Raw genomic sequence first — 15,583 nt, 5'->3', positions numbered from 1 at the left:
ATGGCGAAGCCCGGCTATTTTGGTTCGCGATGGAAAGGCCCGAAGACGAGGTCCCGGGCGGCTCGCCGCACGGGGTGGCAAGGGCCGCCGGAAAATAACGGGGCGCAGCCATTGCCTGTCCGGACCGGCTGGTGCCCGATCGCCCTCTGGAAGGCCGGTGGGCCGGCCCTCGCCTCAGCGAAGGCCCCCCTGCGCACCGAGGTACGCCTAGCAAATGCCACCCCTCCCTTCCCCTTCCGGTCAGGCCGCCAGCTTCACGAAGCGCTCGACATCCTGTGGCGCGATCTGAACCCGCAGGATCCCCCTCAGCGCATTGACGCCGAGTAGACGCAGATCCTCGTTGAGGTCGCCAAGTTTCGGCGTCAGAACCATGGCCTCGATACCGGCCGCGCTGGTGCGTTCAATCAGGGTTGCCACTGCTGCGTCGCCTGCCGGATCATTGTCACGGGCGATGTAGAGGCGCCGCAATGTGTCAGGAAACAGGATTGCGGACAGATGCGCCGCCGACAAGGCTGCGAGTGCCGGCATGGCGGGCAGGACAGTGCGTTGCGACAGCATGGTCTCGATGCCCTCACCGGCGGCCATGACATCGCAGCAGCAGCCGAAGCGGACAGCGTGTCCGAGCAGTTCGCCCATGGCCCGTCTCGGTGTCTCGAGCGGAGCGCGGCCGAGATGGGCTTCGCTAAATCCGCCCGGATCGAGCCAGGTGCGGTGGGCCCCGGTAAGCTTGCCTTTGAGGTCGGTGACCGCCGCGACCATTGCCGGCCAGGTTTCAGTCCGGCCGCGGTCTGAACGGTAGTAGCAGCGAGGATGAAACCGTAGGCTCCCAGTCTCATGCACGGCTGTAATCGCGCGTGCGCGCAAATACGTCTCCACAAGAGTTCCCCGTATCGGCTGCGACATGGAGACCAGCCGCCGCGCCGCTTCAGGGGAACCGCCGGCAGCGGGAACGGCTTGCTCCCACTGGCCCTTTGGTTCGTTCGTGGGCGGCATGGACAGAAAGCTGCGCGCCTCGCCGGACACATCCTTGAAGTCCGTCAGGCCAAGCGATTCACGGATGACGTCCAGAAGGTCGCCGTGCTCGCCGGTGGCGGCGTCGGTCCATTTCCCGGCGGCACCCTTGCCGCAATCCGGTCCCTTGAGACGCACAAACATCGAGCGCCCCGGCGCATTGCGGGCGTCGCCAACCAGCCAGTAGCGGCCCTCACGGCGACCGTTGGAAAGGTAACGGCGGCAAACAGCCTCAGCCTGCCGAGCAAGATGGCTTGCCAGTTCGGATGCATCGCGAGGCAGCATCAGCGGGCCTCCCTCTCACTGATGCGCTGCACTGGCCAACACTCGATAACCTTGGCCGGCACCGCAGGCCCGCTGGCGTCCGCCGGCACAAACATGCGCAGCTTCCAGGATATGATTTCATGGAAGAGTCCGTAGGCGGTGAGCCGCTCGCGCATGGTATCGGTGATGCGACGCACATTGGACTGGCCGAGCACCAGCTTGTTGAAAGGGATATCGCGCGAGGACGACAGCGTGATCTTTTGAACGGCAGTGGTCATTTGAAGGTCTCCGCGACGGGCCGCCGAGAGCCTCTCTCTCAGCCTTGAACCCGTCACAAGATCCCTCCAACCCTCTCCCTCTCCTGCCTGCACAATCCGGCACACCGTTGCTCGACTGCCGAGCGCGCACGCATGTCGGCCTGTACGTTGTCTCCGCGTGAGCCGATGGTTGGAGCGGACAGACGAAGTGCGGCTGGCACTTGATACCTATGCCGATCGGCGGAACGGTGCATGCGCTGTTCGGGTCAGCGAAATTATGCCGCCCATTTGTCGTTGCCTGCGCTCAGCCCGATGGATGCTTCGGCCTCCACCGGCACGTGGCCAAGAAGCCAATCGGCCGCCTTGCTGGCCAGGCTGGCGGCGCGAACGATGGCGCGATTGTCCTCGCGCAAAACCTCCAGCCATGAGCCGATGTAGTCGGCATGCCGAACCGTGGGCACTATGCCCAAGGCGGCGCAGCAGAAGGCCGCGTTGATTTCTGCCACGAGTTCCTCGAACGCATACTTCCTGGAGGCGGTAGAGCCGGATAATTTGCGATCGAGACGTGAACTGTGGCCGGTGGCATGACCGAGCTCATGCAAGGCTGTCCGATGCCAATTGATCGGCTCGAAGTAGGCTTGGGGCGGAGGCACCTGTATATAATCGTGGGCCGGCACGTAAAACGCCCTATCGCCGCCGATACGAAAGTCGATGCCGGTGGCCTTGATCAGCGCCTCGACACGCGGTTCGATCGGGCTAGCCACCGGCAGTACAGCCGAAGCTGCGATTTCGTCAGGTAGCCCTTTACATTGTTCAATGTTGAAAACGGTGAAGCGCTTGAGGAACGGGATGGCTTGAGCATCCTCACCCGTCTCGCGAGCGCGCTTCTTCTCGTGATCCGGGACAAAACGATCGGCATAAACGACCGTTGTCCCGCGCTCGCCTCTACGGACATTCCCGCCGAGCGCGAAAGCCTGTCGATAAGTTATCCAACTCTGCGTTGGGAACCCGCATTCAACGACCGCGCCCCAGAGAATAAGCACGTTGATCCCGCTATACGCGCGATGCGTCCTGGCATTCTTCGGCAGGGAAAGCGACGCGTTTGCGGCGGAAGTTCCCCATGGCTGAACCCAGGGAAAACGACCCCCTTCCAGCTCGGCAATTATCTTGCCGGTGATCTCGTCGTAGAGGTTCGACCGGTCGGCGGCGTGGGTTCGTTTGGTCCGGACATACATCGCGGTTCTCCGCGACGGGCGCCGAAGGCCTCTCCTTCCGCTTTCAACCCGTCGCGAAAAACCCCTCCCATCCTCTAACTCTCCGTCGGGAGAGCTCTGCTTTCCCGACCAAATGAAAAACGGCGTACAAGGCGGAGGCACCGAAATGTCCGTCATTGCGACCAAGTCAGTTCGGTGCTGGAGCAAGTTCGTGGCCCTGAGACCGGTTCAACAGAGGCGGCCGAAGGAGCATCAGCATAGCGCCGCCGCCAGGCGGGATGCGGGACCGACCGCCCCCGGCGAAGGGCGCCGGATCAAAAACGATTGGTGCCATGCCTGCGTAAAATAAGACACTCTTCGAAGAAGGGGGCACCGTTTTTACCGGTCGTCGCGTGATTCCGACGGTCTATTTCCAGTACACCAACTCGGCGCTCAACCAGCAAACCATCCTATTTACACGCCCTGACCGCAATTCACCGCACCGTTTGATCGGATCCCTTCCGGCAGTGGCTATACAATCCAGATCTTGATCCATGAATGGGAAGCCCACGCACAAGGGCGGACACATACCGGGGCGAGGTTATGAAAAGCGACTCCCTTTCCTATCCTTCTCGGGGTCTCTCACGCGAAGAAGCTGCCCGATATGTTGGCGCGGCCATGACAAAATTCGACCAGATGGTTGCTGACCGGCGCATGCCGAAGCCGAAGAAAGTTGACGGCCGCGTGATTTGGGATCGCCTTAAACTCGAAGCGGCGTTTACCGAACTACCTGGAGACGATGACGAGAATATCGTCGACTTCCTGTTTGCAAGGGAATCACCGCAGGGAATAGATTCATTCCGCCATGATCGACAAATGTCCCGGCCTCTCCTCTTACACCGACCTCTCGGCGTTTCGTTCATGGCAGCCTTGCCGGCTCTGCTTGGCTAGGTTGACTCGCCTAGGTGTAGTATTTTCGGCATGTTTTGGGAAAAAACATGTGGCTTGTAGAGGGAAATAAACTATTTGTCTCGCTGGCGGTATGGCAAATCAAAGCTCGATCAATTCGTCCGATACGGTAAGAGGAAACTATATGACCACTGCTCTCGAACATGACGGCCAACTGGATACTGTGTCGATAGCGGCCGACATCGTCGCCGCGTATGTCTCGAACAATCCGCTGCCGGTTGGCGAGTTGCCGAAGCTGATTGGCGATATTCATGCCGCTCTGAAAGGCATCGGCACGACGGCGATAGAGCCTGTGGTCAAGCAGGAACCGGCAATATCGATCAGAAAGTCGGTGACGCCAGACTTTATTATCTGCCTTGAGAATGGGAAGAAGTTCAAATCGCTCAAGCGCCATATCCGAGTTCACTACAATCTGAGCCCTAATGAGTATCGCCTGAAGTGGAACCTTCCAGTCGACTATCCTATGGTCGCGCCGAACTATACGGCCACGCGCTCGGCATTGGCGAAATCAGCAGGCCTTGGACGAAAGGCGGTGGTGCCCGCACCAACCGCGAACGAGAAAACAAAAAAACCAGCGCGCTTAGCAGCCGCAAGAACACCTGCGGCGTCAATCAAGTCACCGCTGAAGAAGACGCGCAAGGCATCCGTCAAAGCCTGAGGGACTGCCCTGGCAAGGTGCCAGGCTGTAGCGGCCTGACCTTGATGAAGCCCCGCCGCGTGGCGGGGCTCAGTTGCATGTCGGTTCAGTCTGCGGCACAGCGGAACCGGATGAGGGAAGAACTGCCCCGACCAAGAAGGTAAAGAAGAGAACTAAGGACCTGGGTCTTGGATCACCGAGGTCGCTGGCACGGAGCCGGGGTGTCGTAGGGAGGCGCAGTTATGTTTCGGATTATCGCCGCATTGGCGATCGGCGGCGTTTTCATGCCGGTGGATCCTGCGTCGGTCGTGCGGCGCCCACAGGCGCCGGTGCCCTGGTCGACGGTTTATGTCGAGGGATGTTGCAAGACTTGTTCGGCCGGTCAGGCATGTGGCGATAGCTGCATCTCGCGAGAGAAGCGATGCCACAAAGCGCCCGGCTGCGCGTGCGATGGCTGAGATGCCGCGATTTCCCGCCCTTGGCGTCTGCCGCTTGTCGGCCGCCTTGCTCTGCCTCACCTTGCCTTCCGTGGCCGAACCACTGGTGGGCATTCCATCAGTCGTGGACGGCGACACGATCGAAATTCATGGACAGCGGATTCGCCTCAATGGCATGGACGCGCCGGAGAGTGCTCAGATCTGCGCCATCGCCTCTGGCAAGAAGTACCGTTGCGGCCAGCAGGCGTCTCTGGTGTTGGCGGATTTCCTCGATGCGCATCGCCCAACATCGTGCATTGGAGTCGACCGCGATCGCTACAGGCGCATGGTCGCTGTCTGCACCGCCGCAGGCGTCGATATCGGCGAATGGATGGTCAGGCAGGGCTATGCGCTTGATTGGCCGAAATACAGTGCCGGCTTCTACGTTGGAGCCGAGCAGGAAGCCAGGACCGCAAAGCGCGGCCTGTGGGCCGGCTCATTCGACAAGCCCTGGAATTGGCGCAGGCAACACTAGGACCTTCGCCGTTCCCTCAGGAGCCGGTTCAATTCCGCGGCAGCTTGTGAATCTCCAGTCTCACCGGACCGCCTCGATCGCAGCTCGTGCAGACAAGCGCCCTCTCAACGGAGCTGAACAGCGCGTCCTTGCCGTATCGCCGAATAAGCGCGGCTGGCTTCACCTCGGCATAGTGCGAGCAGCGTTTGCACCAAGCTCGCAACGTGTGCCATTCGCGCAGATCGCCAAGTGAAACGTCCAACCCGGCATGAATGCTGCCGTTGATGACAGTCTGCGGTGGAACCTTCACCTCGCCCGGAGTGATAATCTTCTCCATGACATGGCGGCTGTTGTAGTGAATCAGCAGCATTCCGGGCCGACGCCGAATGGCCGCCTGCCAAGCTGCCTGGCTGACCACCGCGTCCGGAGATCGGCATATGGTTTCTAGATGGGTTTTCTCCTCTCGATCCCAGACTTCGATCCGGAAATTGTCTTCCGCCGTCTCGGTCATTGAACCCGCGCCTTATGCCAGCCGCGAGAATAGCCGTTCGAGACTGCGGCCCGCGACAAGCCCAGTTCCCGTTCAAGGTCGTTGTTCCTGGCAAGGACATTCAGCAACGCGACCAAGACATCGCCGCCGGCTGCGGCTATGGCCTGCTCAGCCACCTCTTCCAGTTCGGACATAGCTTCGCCGGCCGGCGCGTTCTGGCGCGTTCCCATGCCTCTTTCCTGCTCAGATGTCATTCAGGAATAAGGAACATATTCCTTCCTCGTCAAGAGCAGTCTTGACTCAATGTTCTCTTTTCGTTCACTGTAGCTAAAATAGTTACCGGAGACAGACATGGACCTGGTTTTGACCGTCCCAGGCGCATCGCCTGAGGAGATTTCGCGCGGCATCGCGGCCGCCGAGACGGCTTTGGAGCGCGCCGGTTTCACAGCCGAGGAAGCGGCACAAGGCGCCTTTGCACTCGAAGGCTGGGATATAAACGGCTTTCCGGAAGATGGATTGGACGGTCGAGCCGGCGCCTGCGCACAAGCCTGGGGCCAAGCCCATACCGCCGCCCTGGAGGCGTGCTGTGCCGGCTGGCCTGAAGAACGCAAGCCTCTAAGCGTGGATCTGGAGCTACTGATCGATCCGGAAACCCAACTCGTCGACCGCGTCACCGCGTTGGCGATGCTTCGTGCAGATGTTGAGCGAGGCGGCAAAGACACGCTTAGCGGAAGGGATTCCATCTTGGCCTGGCGCATTGCGGCCGATGTCGAAGATCGGTTCAAAATGCGAGACCTCATCGGCGACCTAACCGTCGTCTTCACCACTCTTTCGCTTTCTCATTTCCACCCTGACGAGCCGGTCGAACCCAAGCGCCAAGCCGTCTGTGATGCAATAAACGCGCTTGAAGCGGCGACGGAAAAGCAGGCCTCGCGCTGATGCGAAGGAGAGATGATGTCCGACCATGTCCTGCCTGGCCAGAAGAAGCCAAAGCTGATCGTCGTCATTGCCTTTGATCGCGGCAACGAGGGCGATCTGTTTGCCGCCTACGGCCCGGCGGATCAGCAAAGCGAGGAAAGGGCAGTTCGCATAGCCAAGGCGCTGGCTACCAGGCATGTCGGCGTCATCGCATGGAGCCGCGATGCCGATCCAGCGCTTGGGGACTACGGCCCGCCTACAACGCTTTTCGTCAGCGGTGACGTACCCGACATGGAATGATCGTCAGGATCGGCCTCGTGTTACGCGCTTTGCGGGCGCACCGTTTCCACTCTAAGCGACCCCGCCGGAAGCGGCCGCAAGAGTTCAGATTCGGGCTTCGTCAGGTTGATCCAGGCAGCCCAATTCTGCGGCTGAAGAACAACGACCTGCCGATTATGAAATGGTGCGACATCGGGCCCGGGATCAGTCGTCAGCATGGTGAAGGTAGGCGGCTTGTTGCCGGCGGCCTCACGCCAAAGCCCTGCGATGGCCATAAATGGAGAGCCGTTGAGCGTAAAGCGATGTTTCGCCTTCGGATATTTCGCACCAGTGAACTCGAAGAACCCGGAGGCCGGAATGAGGCATCGATTGCTGTTTGCGAATTGCCTCCCTTCGGAGCGAAAGTTGAACACCGGTCCCCCCTTTGGGCCCGCCGGCGGAAATCCGAACGTCATCGATGCCAATTCAATCGCATCGCCGGCGCCGCGCATTATTGGCGCCGGGTCATTAATGCGGATGTCATCCGCCTGCGGCAAATCGAGTTCGGTTTGGTGCGCCGGGATTTTGAGCGCCAGCGACGCCATCATCCGACAGTATTCACCCCACAGGACATGCTGTTCATAATCGTTGCACATGGAAGGCTCCGGGCGACCTTCTTAGAGTAAGCCTATCTGGCTCTCGATGAAAAGGCGGCTGCCGCTCAACTCAGCGGGCCCCATTTAGCCAGAATATCCCCTTCGTCGCGGCCTCAATGAATAGCCTGCGGGCGTGATGGGCCTCTTTCAGCCCTTCGAGAACACGCGGTAAGGCTTTCCGGGCCGCAACATCTTTCGAACTGGTCATCGCCGGCCATCGGGCTCCCCCTGGGAGTAGATTAATGATCAGGCGATAGGTTCCGGTTCGCCGGCGAGATCCGTTGCGGCGGGATGCCGATGACAGATACCACGGCCTACCTCGACCATCGTGCAGTGTGCGGACCGCCTTGGCGGGGACAGTCAGTCCCGCGTCCAGGCTTTCAGCCGTCGCTATGCTGACGCTCCTTAGGCTGTCCCGTTCACCACCGCGGCCGAGGCGGAATTCCTCCATCCCACGCGCGAGGCTTGTCCGCCGTTGCGGACGCGCGCGGGATTTCGGTTTATACGCCCTTTGTCTTTTTTGGCGGCGGCCGCCGCTGGACTCGAATTTGCCGTAGAGGGAAGCACGGACCGGCCGCCGGCATGTTTGCTGCGACGCCAAGCTCGTTTTTGGGCTTTGTTGTTTTGGGTGGCTTGTTCTGGCATGCTGGCCTTTGGGAATGCGGGATTCGAATATAGCCAGCCCGTCTTGATGGCAGCTGAAAGATCCTAACGCTGCGCATATGAAGCCATTGATAGTGATCTGCTCGAAGGACGCGGAATTTTATCTGCTCCTCAGCCACATTCTCGAGGTCGACGGCTTCGCCAGTACGCTGGCCGGTTCCATCGATGAAGTGCTGGAGCTTGCAGCGGGCATGCCGGTTCGGGCCGTGGTGCTGGATTGTCGACCGGACAACCAGCTGGGGGCCAAAAGTGCCGGGCTCAAGCAGGATGCTCGCACAGGCGCCCTCCCCTGTGTCGCTCTGGTGTCGCCCGGCGCGGAAGCTCAGCACATTCAGCTGCTGAGGTCTGGCATTGACGAATGCTTTGTCCGGCCGTTTGCCCCGGCCAAGCTGCTCGAATACCTGCGGGCCAGGCTGGCGGTGGGCCAAGCATCGGAACAGGGATCCCGGCGTGGCAAGTCGCTGGCATATAGCGATATCGAGATGCAGCTTGATACCCATCGCGTGCGCTGCGCCGGCAAGGAGATATCGCTCGGGCCAATCGAGTTCAAGTTGCTGCGCCACATGCTGGAAAATCCGGAAAAGGTGCTCAGCCGCGATGAGCTGATCGCCGTGGCCTGGACAAATAGCGCCAGTGTAAGCACGCGCGTGGTCGATGTTCACATGAGCCAGTTGCGAAAGTTACTCAGGCGGTCATCACGAAGCGTTGCCATTCGCACTGTAAGGCTCGCCGGATACGCGCTCGAAGACCAGTCGGCCTGATCATTCCCGCAGCACATATCGAGGAACGCCGGCAGCCGCCCCTGCCCGCCTGGTCGGGCTCTACATTTGTGACCAATATGTAAGAGGAAATAAATGCGCGTCATGTACTCGCAACGTTTTGGAATACAAAAGATTATCAACTTGGTTGTTGCTGTAGACGATCCGGCCTGCGAAAGTATTCACCGAGTAACTTAAGTGGTTGCTAAAGTATATGGAGGAATGCCCATGTCTGAGGGCTCGGGATACGCTGAAGCCATTGGCCATCACGGGGAACTGGTTCAAGGCGTTTTCGAGGATGAGGGCGCGCGGTTGCGACGCGCGCTGGTCTCGCTGCCCTGTCGTCATCTGAGGTCCAAAGCCAGGTTCAGCGCAAACGATAGCGATCACGTGACTGTCTGGCCAGCCTCGCGGGAGAAGGCTCGACGCGCGGCCGAGTTGACCATCAATGCATTCGGCCGGCCCGGCAGCGGCGGCCATCTCTCGATGGATAGCAACATCCCCATTGGCCGTGGCATGGGCTCCTCCACCGCCGACGTTCTGGCAAGCATCCTGGCGGTATTGAATTGGTTGGAGATCGATGCGGCGTCGGATGAGGTCATGCAGCTCGCGGTCAGCGCGGAAACGGCCTGTGACTCCACTTTGTTCAGGCAGCAAGCGGTGCTGTTTGCGCACCGGGACGGCATCGTGATGGAGGCATTCCGCAAGCCGCTGCCGCCGATCGACTTCATCAGCATCGATACCACCCCCCAGCTCACGGTCGATACGCTTGAATTCGAGCCGGCGCGTTACGGTCACCTGGAGATCGAGACCTTTCGGCCGCTTCGAAGCCTGTTGCGAACAGCCATCAAGAATGCGGACGCCCGCATGCTGGGCAGGGTTGCGACGGCGAGCGCGCGGATCAACGAGCGGTTTCTTGCCAAACCACGGCTGAGAGAGATCGAAACCGTCGGTGACCGCTTCGGCGCCATTGGCGTTCAGGTCGCTCACAGCGGCACGGTCGTCGGACTGATGTTCGACGCTAGAGACCAGAATGCATCCGTAAACATCGATCGCGCGGCAGGCGCTCTGCGTCAGTCCAATTTCGAGCCGACGATCTTTCGCCATTGAACGCCTGGCACGCAGGAGTAACCCATGTCGACCCGTGCGCTGATGCGAAAGCTGGAAGATTTCGAGGGCCCGCGCCTTGTGGCGCTCGGCGGAGCTCTTTTCGGCGCCAGCTTCTTCCTGATGAAGCTGCTGCCAGCCCGGTTCATGCTCGAGCGGGCTGTGGAACGCGATCAGTTGAAGCCTGAAGCCACGATCTGCGAATCCTCGTCGGGAACGGCGGCAACGGCGGCAACAACGTCGGCTGCTGCTCGACGCAAACGATCCCGGTGCTCGGCGGTCATGGCGGCAATGGAAGCGCCGGCGTTTCGCTTGTCTCCGGAGCCACATTCACTAACCTCGGGACGATCACCGGCGGCAATGGCGGCAGCGGTGGCAACGACAATGCGGCTCCCACCACGGGCGGCAATGGCGGCAATGGCGGGATAGGCGTCACGCACAGTCAGCGGATGTTAAAAAGCCCGCCACTGCGGAAACAGTGACGGGCTTCATCGGAGCCGGCCAGCGGAGGACGATGCTGGCCAAGGGTAGCAACGCTCCCCAAACCATCAGTTGCATCTAAGCGAACAAGGCCGCCCATCTTTCGAATAGCCGCCTTCGTGCACCAGCACCTTAGCAAGCAATTCCTGTTCACCAGCAACAGCCACGACAGTTCCGTTCGAATTCGGACTTGGCTAGGATCGCCTCGGAGAGATCGGGCCGATGGCAAGTTTCAAAGTTGAGGCGATGAACGGCACGAAGGTGATCAGCACCACCTCAGTGGAAGCCCACAGCCATGTTCATGCCGTTGTGAAGGTCGTCCAGCGACCACTGAAGCCCGGGCGAACATCCGGCAAACCCTGGGTGCGCGTCACCGATCTCGGCACGCGCAAGATCAGTGAGTTCGAATTCGCAAGTTACCGGAACCTCAAGTCTCCAGAATAATTTGCAGCACTAGAGGCCGAGCACTGGATCCAGAAAACCGCGGGATACGGCTGACGCGCTGGGCGGGCTTTCAGGAGCCATCGATGGCCGAATTTGTCGTGGAGGAGTTGACAAGATTGGGGCGCCAAGCGCCATTCAGGCGGCGTCCTCATCGAAGGGTCGACGGTGACGACCGGACGCCAACCCGGTATGATGTCGATACGCGTCACACACGACCAAGGTCAGGTCAGCGACTTTCGCTGATGACCGAATATGATGAAACAGCACGGCAACCGGGCTGCGCCGCTCCTGCCGCGAAATGCGGACCGGCGGTTCGCCGCCGTCAGCATCGTGGAGCGCGCGACGGACATCCGCGTCGCCAGCGTTCGAGATGCGGCCCCTGAACGTCGATTGAAGTGCAGGACTGCCTGCACCGCGACGTGAAGCCGAATTAGGCCGCAATTTCGAGGCTTTGGCGCGATCTTCTGGTCGCCTGGCTTTGCATCATCTTGAGAGTATGAAACACCGGGACACCCGCCAGCGCGGTCGTATACGATCGCGCCAATCTACAACCGCAGAACGTTTTGCTCTTTCGCGAATTGCGAAGAGGCAAATCCCAAGTAGAAGGTGCCGAAGCAATAGGAGTTCCAATAATTGCCGGAGCGGACCAATAGTGTCACTGAGATTGTCGAGCTAACCGCGGGTGTTGTCGCCGCATATGTCAGCAACAACCCCGTGCCGGCCGGCGAACTGCCAAACCTCATTGCGTCTCTACACGCTTCCCTGCCTGGTCTGAGCAAGCCTGCCGCGCCGGCAGTTGAGATGCAGGTCCCCGCGGTCAATCCAAAGAAGTCGGTTACTGCGGACTTCATCATCTGTCTTGACGACGGCAAGAAGTTCAAATCGCTGAAACGCCACCTTCGTTACCTTGGCATGACGGCCGATGAATACCGTGCCAAGTGAAAATTGCCAGCCGACTACCCGATGGTGGCGCCGAACTATGCGGAACAGCGGTCCGCTTTGGCAAAGGCGTCGGGTCTGGGGCGGAAGCCGGTCCCTCGGAAGAAACCTCCTGCCAAACCCACGGCCAAAGTCGCCTGACGCGAACTAAATCCTGCCCTTGTACTGGGCAGGCCACCGCCGGTGTGGCAAAAATGGAGCCATGACCCGCGCATCCATTGCCGAAGAGCTTGAGCGTGCCGCCGACCGCATCGCGGACATGCCGCGGCCGGATCTTCAAGTTATCCTTCGCCGCGCCGCCTTGATGCTGCGAAACGTCGCTGGCGTTCCCCTGGAGCCGGCAACAGAAGACGCGCTGAACTCGATCGCCGGAGAGATGAAGATCGGCCGGTCAGATCTCATTCAGATTGTGTTGCGCGAGTGGCTGGAAACCAACGCCTACCTGCCGGTGCGCCAAATCGATGAGGATAGCGAAACGGATGGGAGCGCTTAGAAACTTCCGCAATGATCATCGCGCCGATCAAACCAACGTGCGCCACCATCTTCCCAGCCCGCCTCTCCCGATTATAGCGGAACTCGAGGGCGATTTGTCCGTTCTTCCGATGTGTGATTCGAAGGAGAAGCCACGATGGATTGGAACCGCGTCGAAGGAAATTGGAAGCAGGTCAAAGGTAAAGTCAAGGAACAGTGGGGCAAGCTCACTGATGATGATATCGACCGCATTGGCGGCAAACGCGATCAGCTCGAGGGCCTGATCCAGGAACGCTACGGCATCGAGAAGGATCGCGTACGCCGAGATGTCGATGACTGGTATGGTCGGCAGGGCTGGTAGATACCAGGTTATGGAATTAGGTTCCGCTTGTCTCAATCGATCTAGATGGACTTCCGGGATCGAACCAGGGAGACTGGCCTGCGCTTCGCCGCATGCCGCTGCTGGCCCTGTACGGTGCGTCGAGCCGCGCACCACGTCGACCCTTTGCCTCCGCCGAAGCTGAAGCTCTGGAGATCCCAATGGGTTGGTTCTTCCTGCGCCCCTGCCAAGCTTGCGGCGCGCCTTGCGGCGGTAAAGGCCAACCAAATTTCAGCCAGCCAGCGGAAGCCCGCATCCAGTCACGCATCGAGCGACGTGCAATGGCCCGACGCTTATGTTAACGCTCGACACGCCGTCCTCCATCTCCTCGCGCCCAGCCGCCTTCCAGCATGCAGCCTAAGCTTCGCGTATAACCTTGCCCACCCGCGCCTGCGCCGGCGTTAGATGCCGGCATTTCTTCATGACGGTCGTAAAGTGGCTTTGGCTAGAGAACCCCGCTCACATGGGCGATCTCCGCAATGGCCATGCGCTTGTCGGCAAGCAGTCTCTCCGCCAAGTCGAGCCGCAGATTGAGAACGTAGTGATGCGGCGGCGCCCCGACTGTCCTGGAGAAAGCCCGCACAAAATGAGAGGATGAAAGCCCGCAAACCGCGGCCATATCGGCAAGCGCTAATTTGCGCGAGAAGTTCGCGCTCAGGAATTCCTGCACCCCGGGCATTGCGGGCAGAAAGCCCACCTTTTTCGTTCATCTGTGGATGCGGCGCTGCATCAGTTACGGAAATCCATTCCGGAAAATCATCATTGCGCCGCATCTTCGACCTTGTTACCTCCCGGTGGGAACACCCTGTGGCGCCTCTCAGCTCCCTCACGAAAAACAATTCGTTATTGTTCGATAGTCCGCGCATAGCATACGCACATTGGCGATCCAGAGAACCCCGCGCGGTAGCCTTCTCGAAATCAGGTCGAAGAGATATCGACCGCCTCACATCCAAGATCCAGATGCTTGCAACGGTACCTCGGCCGTTACGATAGGCGATCTTTCCCTCTGCGTTGTTGTCGCTATGGCCCTCCGACGTTTCTTTGCAGGAAAAGTCTCGTGGCCGGGCTGCTTCTGATTACAGAACCGTTCAAGGACCGCACCGGAGAACGAACCCGCAGCTTCGAAATACAGATCAGTCCGGGGAGAACGTTGAGGTGCCCGGTTGCATAGTCGGGACCGATCCGATGCAGACCGTTGGCTGCGTCGCTCGAGCGTCAATTTTTAATGTGCAGGTCAGACGCAGGCAGATCCCGTCATATCAACTGGACCTGCCTGTGATGTTTTCATCGCTATTGATTCGACCTAGGCGGCACGTTGGAGAAGAGAGCTCCTAGTCCCTCTGCGATCGTCAGGTGCGTGATGACGGCATCGCGAAGCTTCGGGTACGGCAGCTTCGCCAGCATGGCAGTCTGGATGGCAGCCAAGACCTCGCCGGCTTCGGAACCGATCATCGTGAACCCTAGGATACGGTCATCATCCCCGCCCACGACAGCCTTCATGAACCCCTGGGTTTCCTCAGTTGCTTCGGTGCGCAAGACGCTGCTCATCGGCAACTTTGCGACGCGCACGCTGACATCCTGGCGTTGTGCTTCGCCTTCGCTTAGCCCGACACGGGCAAGCGGCGGGTCGGTGAACATCGTGTAGGGCACCAGCCGATCGCGCGTGCTGCGGTTGCCGCCTGCCAGATTGTCCCTGACGATGCGGAAGTCGTCGACGGAGACATGCGTGAACTGCGGGCTGCCGGCGCATTCGCCTAGCGCCAGAACATCAGGCGCGCTCGTCTCCAGCCGCTCGTTGACCCGAATGTAGCCGCGTCCGTCGATTTCGACGCCAAGTTTTTCGAGACCAATTCCGGCAGTGTTCGGCACGCGCCCCGCCGCAACAAGGAGATGGCTGCCCTCCAACGTCGGCTCGCCTGATGAGGTGCGCACGGCCACGCTGATGCCTTCGCCAGAGCGGCCATGCACATTGAGAGGCTCCGCCCCTATAAGGAACTCGATACCTTCGCCAGCAAGAAGCCGACGCATCTCATCGGCGGCGTCAGGATCTTCGCGGCCGACGAGTTGAGGACCGGCTTCTATTACGGTCACGCGGCTGCCGAAACGGCGGTAGGCCTGCGCCAGCTCAAGGCCGACATAGCCGCCGCCGAGCACGATCAGATGCGGTGGCAAGACATCGAGCTCCAGGGCTTCGATGTGTGTAAGCGGTCGTGCCGCCTCAAGGCCGGGAATGCTCGGAATGGCCGCATGCGTCCCGACATTGATTGCGACTTTATCACCAACGAGCAGTCGCGTGCCGCCGCCGTTCAAAGCCACTTCGAGCGTCTTTGGCGCCACAAAACGGCCGCTCCCCATGATTAGCTCCGCGCCGCTGGTTTCGTAGGCGTTGAGATGGAAGGCGACCTCCCGGTCGATCATGTCCTGCTTGCGGCGGCGGACCTGCGCCATGTCGGTCACAGCGGGTCCGATGACCGTTCCGAACTCCGCGGCGTGACGGGTGAGGTGTGCGACCCGCGCGCTCCAGAGTTCATTCTTACTCGGCAGGCAAGCGACGGCTGGACAGGAGCCGCCGATCCATCGGCGTTCCACGACCGCAACCTTCTTTCCCGCGCGGGCCAGGTGCCATGCGAGCAGCTTGCCGCCTTGGCCGCTGCCGAGGATCACCACGTCATATTGTTCGGGCTCAGACATGAGTTCTCTCCGTCAGTTCTGGATGAAGGATATGAGGGAGGCCGACTCCAAGACGCTCCCGCAGTGCC

19 protein-coding genes and 2 pseudogenes are annotated in these 15,583 nt (G+C 60.2%); 12 read left to right on the top strand and 9 right to left on the bottom strand.

The features are described 5' to 3' along the window. Window positions 1–240: 240 nt before the first annotated feature. The 3 genes from FJ946_RS19460 to FJ946_RS19450 all read right to left on the bottom strand — a co-directional run bounded on the left by FJ946_RS19460 (window position 241) and on the right by FJ946_RS19450 (window position 2,767). A complete protein-coding gene (locus tag FJ946_RS19460) occupies window positions 241–1,296 on the bottom strand; it encodes a toprim domain-containing protein (RefSeq protein ID WP_140523052.1) in 1,056 nt (351 codons plus the stop codon). After that, window positions 1,296–1,553, bottom strand: a complete 258-nt coding sequence (locus tag FJ946_RS31210) for a hypothetical protein (protein ID WP_140523055.1) — start codon at window positions 1,551–1,553, stop codon at window positions 1,296–1,298. Before FJ946_RS31210 ends, FJ946_RS19460 begins: the two co-directional genes overlap by 1 nt. A gap of 254 nt (window positions 1,554–1,807) precedes the next feature. Next, on the bottom strand, window positions 1,808–2,767 hold the full coding sequence (locus FJ946_RS19450) for an ArdC family protein (RefSeq protein WP_140555422.1): 960 nt from the start codon (window positions 2,765–2,767) through the stop codon (window positions 1,808–1,810). A 561-nt stretch (window positions 2,768–3,328) separates the two neighbouring features. On the opposite strand from FJ946_RS19450, the pseudogene FJ946_RS19445 reads away from it, so the two are divergent. The 3 genes and pseudogenes from FJ946_RS19445 to FJ946_RS19435 all read left to right on the top strand — a co-directional run bounded on the left by FJ946_RS19445 (window position 3,329) and on the right by FJ946_RS19435 (window position 5,282). Next, window positions 3,329–3,578, top strand: a pseudogene (locus FJ946_RS19445) (hypothetical protein). Between the two features lie 240 nt (window positions 3,579–3,818). Beyond that, window positions 3,819–4,352, top strand: a complete 534-nt coding sequence (locus tag FJ946_RS19440; protein ID WP_140523057.1) for a MucR family transcriptional regulator — start codon at window positions 3,819–3,821, stop codon at window positions 4,350–4,352. 438 nt (window positions 4,353–4,790) lie between these two features. Next, window positions 4,791–5,282 carry a thermonuclease family protein gene (locus FJ946_RS19435; RefSeq protein ID WP_140523060.1) on the top strand — a complete coding sequence of 164 codons (492 nt, stop codon included), beginning with the start codon at window positions 4,791–4,793 and terminating at the stop codon, window positions 5,280–5,282. A 28-nt stretch (window positions 5,283–5,310) separates the two neighbouring features. On the opposite strand, the gene FJ946_RS19430 is transcribed toward FJ946_RS19435, so the two are convergent. Together FJ946_RS19430 and FJ946_RS19425 are read right to left on the bottom strand one after the other, a co-directional pair. Continuing rightward, window positions 5,311–5,772: a hypothetical protein gene (locus tag FJ946_RS19430; RefSeq protein ID WP_140499776.1), complete on the bottom strand. Its 462-nt coding sequence runs from the start codon at window positions 5,770–5,772 to the stop codon at window positions 5,311–5,313. Further along, window positions 5,769–5,981, bottom strand: a complete 213-nt coding sequence (locus FJ946_RS19425; RefSeq protein ID WP_140499774.1) for a hypothetical protein — start codon at window positions 5,979–5,981, stop codon at window positions 5,769–5,771. The genes FJ946_RS19430 and FJ946_RS19425 overlap by 4 nt, the downstream gene beginning before the upstream one ends. A gap of 121 nt (window positions 5,982–6,102) precedes the next feature. Between FJ946_RS19425 and FJ946_RS19420 the strand changes: the two genes are divergently transcribed. Further along, window positions 6,103–6,690 carry a hypothetical protein gene (locus FJ946_RS19420; protein ID WP_140499772.1) on the top strand — a complete coding sequence of 196 codons (588 nt, stop codon included), beginning with the start codon at window positions 6,103–6,105 and terminating at the stop codon, window positions 6,688–6,690. A 15-nt stretch (window positions 6,691–6,705) separates the two neighbouring features. Next, on the top strand, window positions 6,706–6,969 hold the full coding sequence (locus FJ946_RS19415; RefSeq protein WP_140523062.1) for a hypothetical protein: 264 nt from the start codon (window positions 6,706–6,708) through the stop codon (window positions 6,967–6,969). Window positions 6,970–6,989: 20 nt separating this feature from the next. Here FJ946_RS19415 and FJ946_RS19410 read toward each other — a convergent pair whose 3' ends face one another. Then, on the bottom strand, window positions 6,990–7,583 hold the full coding sequence (locus FJ946_RS19410) for an SOS response-associated peptidase (protein WP_140523065.1): 594 nt from the start codon (window positions 7,581–7,583) through the stop codon (window positions 6,990–6,992). A 70-nt stretch (window positions 7,584–7,653) separates the two neighbouring features. Further along, window positions 7,654–7,791 (bottom strand): hypothetical protein, encoded by a 138-nt coding sequence (locus FJ946_RS19405; RefSeq protein ID WP_140499769.1) that lies wholly within the window; start codon window positions 7,789–7,791, stop codon window positions 7,654–7,656. Between the two features lie 514 nt (window positions 7,792–8,305). Here FJ946_RS19405 and FJ946_RS19400 point away from each other — a divergent pair. The 7 genes and pseudogenes from FJ946_RS19400 to FJ946_RS19365 all read left to right on the top strand — a co-directional run bounded on the left by FJ946_RS19400 (window position 8,306) and on the right by FJ946_RS19365 (window position 12,806). Further along, window positions 8,306–9,007 carry a response regulator transcription factor gene (locus tag FJ946_RS19400; protein ID WP_140523067.1) on the top strand — a complete coding sequence of 234 codons (702 nt, stop codon included), beginning with the start codon at window positions 8,306–8,308 and terminating at the stop codon, window positions 9,005–9,007. A gap of 225 nt (window positions 9,008–9,232) precedes the next feature. Then, on the top strand, window positions 9,233–10,114 hold the full coding sequence (locus tag FJ946_RS19395; protein ID WP_140523070.1) for a GHMP kinase: 882 nt from the start codon (window positions 9,233–9,235) through the stop codon (window positions 10,112–10,114). Between the two features lie 24 nt (window positions 10,115–10,138). Continuing rightward, complete coding sequence (locus FJ946_RS30805) at window positions 10,139–10,540, top strand: hypothetical protein (protein WP_181165400.1); 402 nt, start codon at window positions 10,139–10,141, stop codon at window positions 10,538–10,540. 273 nt (window positions 10,541–10,813) lie between these two features. Then, entirely contained in the window at window positions 10,814–11,035 is a 222-nt protein-coding gene (locus tag FJ946_RS19380) for a hypothetical protein (RefSeq protein ID WP_140499723.1), read from the top strand. Window positions 11,036–11,668: 633 nt separating this feature from the next. Continuing rightward, a pseudogene (locus FJ946_RS19375) lies at window positions 11,669–12,115 on the top strand (MucR family transcriptional regulator). Between the two features lie 61 nt (window positions 12,116–12,176). Next, window positions 12,177–12,467 carry a hypothetical protein gene (locus FJ946_RS19370; protein ID WP_140499721.1) on the top strand — a complete coding sequence of 97 codons (291 nt, stop codon included), beginning with the start codon at window positions 12,177–12,179 and terminating at the stop codon, window positions 12,465–12,467. 135 nt (window positions 12,468–12,602) lie between these two features. Next, entirely contained in the window at window positions 12,603–12,806 is a 204-nt protein-coding gene (locus FJ946_RS19365) for a CsbD family protein (RefSeq protein WP_140499719.1), read from the top strand. Window positions 12,807–13,269: 463 nt separating this feature from the next. On the opposite strand, the gene FJ946_RS31205 is transcribed toward FJ946_RS19365, so the two are convergent. Next, window positions 13,270–13,521 carry an AraC family transcriptional regulator gene (locus FJ946_RS31205; RefSeq protein WP_224646664.1) on the bottom strand — a complete coding sequence of 84 codons (252 nt, stop codon included), beginning with the start codon at window positions 13,519–13,521 and terminating at the stop codon, window positions 13,270–13,272. A gap of 593 nt (window positions 13,522–14,114) precedes the next feature. Further along, window positions 14,115–15,515 carry a mercuric reductase gene (locus FJ946_RS19355; protein ID WP_140523077.1) on the bottom strand — a complete coding sequence of 467 codons (1,401 nt, stop codon included), beginning with the start codon at window positions 15,513–15,515 and terminating at the stop codon, window positions 14,115–14,117. Window positions 15,516–15,583: the final 68 nt, after the last annotated feature.

Origin of the sequence: Mesorhizobium sp. B2-4-7, assembly GCF_006442685.1 — a bacterium.
Classification (GTDB): Bacteria; Pseudomonadota; Alphaproteobacteria; order Rhizobiales; family Rhizobiaceae; genus Mesorhizobium.
Note: the sequence above shows the minus strand (reverse complement) of the source record. Positions and strands in the feature narration are given on the sequence as shown.

Bases quoted from the DNA above. Each gene is read 5' to 3' on its own strand.
- FJ946_RS19460 (WP_140523052.1), bottom strand. From the start codon at position 1,296: ATGCTGCCTCGCGATGCATCCGAACTGGCAAGCCATCTTGCTCGGCAG.
- FJ946_RS31210 (WP_140523055.1), bottom strand. From the start codon at position 1,553: ATGACCACTGCCGTTCAAAAGATCACGCTGTCGTCCTCGCGCGATATC.
- FJ946_RS19450 (WP_140555422.1), bottom strand. From the start codon at position 2,767: ATGTATGTCCGGACCAAACGAACCCACGCCGCCGACCGGTCGAACCTC.
- FJ946_RS19440 (WP_140523057.1), top strand. From the start codon at position 3,819: ATGACCACTGCTCTCGAACATGACGGCCAACTGGATACTGTGTCGATA.
- FJ946_RS19435 (WP_140523060.1), top strand. From the start codon at position 4,791: ATGCCGCGATTTCCCGCCCTTGGCGTCTGCCGCTTGTCGGCCGCCTTG.
- FJ946_RS19430 (WP_140499776.1), bottom strand. From the start codon at position 5,772: ATGACCGAGACGGCGGAAGACAATTTCCGGATCGAAGTCTGGGATCGA.
- FJ946_RS19425 (WP_140499774.1), bottom strand. From the start codon at position 5,981: ATGGGAACGCGCCAGAACGCGCCGGCCGGCGAAGCTATGTCCGAACTG.
- FJ946_RS19420 (WP_140499772.1), top strand. From the start codon at position 6,103: ATGGACCTGGTTTTGACCGTCCCAGGCGCATCGCCTGAGGAGATTTCG.
- FJ946_RS19415 (WP_140523062.1), top strand. From the start codon at position 6,706: ATGTCCGACCATGTCCTGCCTGGCCAGAAGAAGCCAAAGCTGATCGTC.
- FJ946_RS19410 (WP_140523065.1), bottom strand. From the start codon at position 7,583: ATGTGCAACGATTATGAACAGCATGTCCTGTGGGGTGAATACTGTCGG.
- FJ946_RS19405 (WP_140499769.1), bottom strand. From the start codon at position 7,791: ATGACCAGTTCGAAAGATGTTGCGGCCCGGAAAGCCTTACCGCGTGTT.
- FJ946_RS19400 (WP_140523067.1), top strand. From the start codon at position 8,306: ATGAAGCCATTGATAGTGATCTGCTCGAAGGACGCGGAATTTTATCTG.
- FJ946_RS19395 (WP_140523070.1), top strand. From the start codon at position 9,233: ATGTCTGAGGGCTCGGGATACGCTGAAGCCATTGGCCATCACGGGGAA.
- FJ946_RS30805 (WP_181165400.1), top strand. From the start codon at position 10,139: ATGTCGACCCGTGCGCTGATGCGAAAGCTGGAAGATTTCGAGGGCCCG.
- FJ946_RS19380 (WP_140499723.1), top strand. From the start codon at position 10,814: ATGGCAAGTTTCAAAGTTGAGGCGATGAACGGCACGAAGGTGATCAGC.
- FJ946_RS19370 (WP_140499721.1), top strand. From the start codon at position 12,177: ATGACCCGCGCATCCATTGCCGAAGAGCTTGAGCGTGCCGCCGACCGC.
- FJ946_RS19365 (WP_140499719.1), top strand. From the start codon at position 12,603: ATGGATTGGAACCGCGTCGAAGGAAATTGGAAGCAGGTCAAAGGTAAA.
- FJ946_RS19355 (WP_140523077.1), bottom strand. From the start codon at position 15,515: ATGTCTGAGCCCGAACAATATGACGTGGTGATCCTCGGCAGCGGCCAA.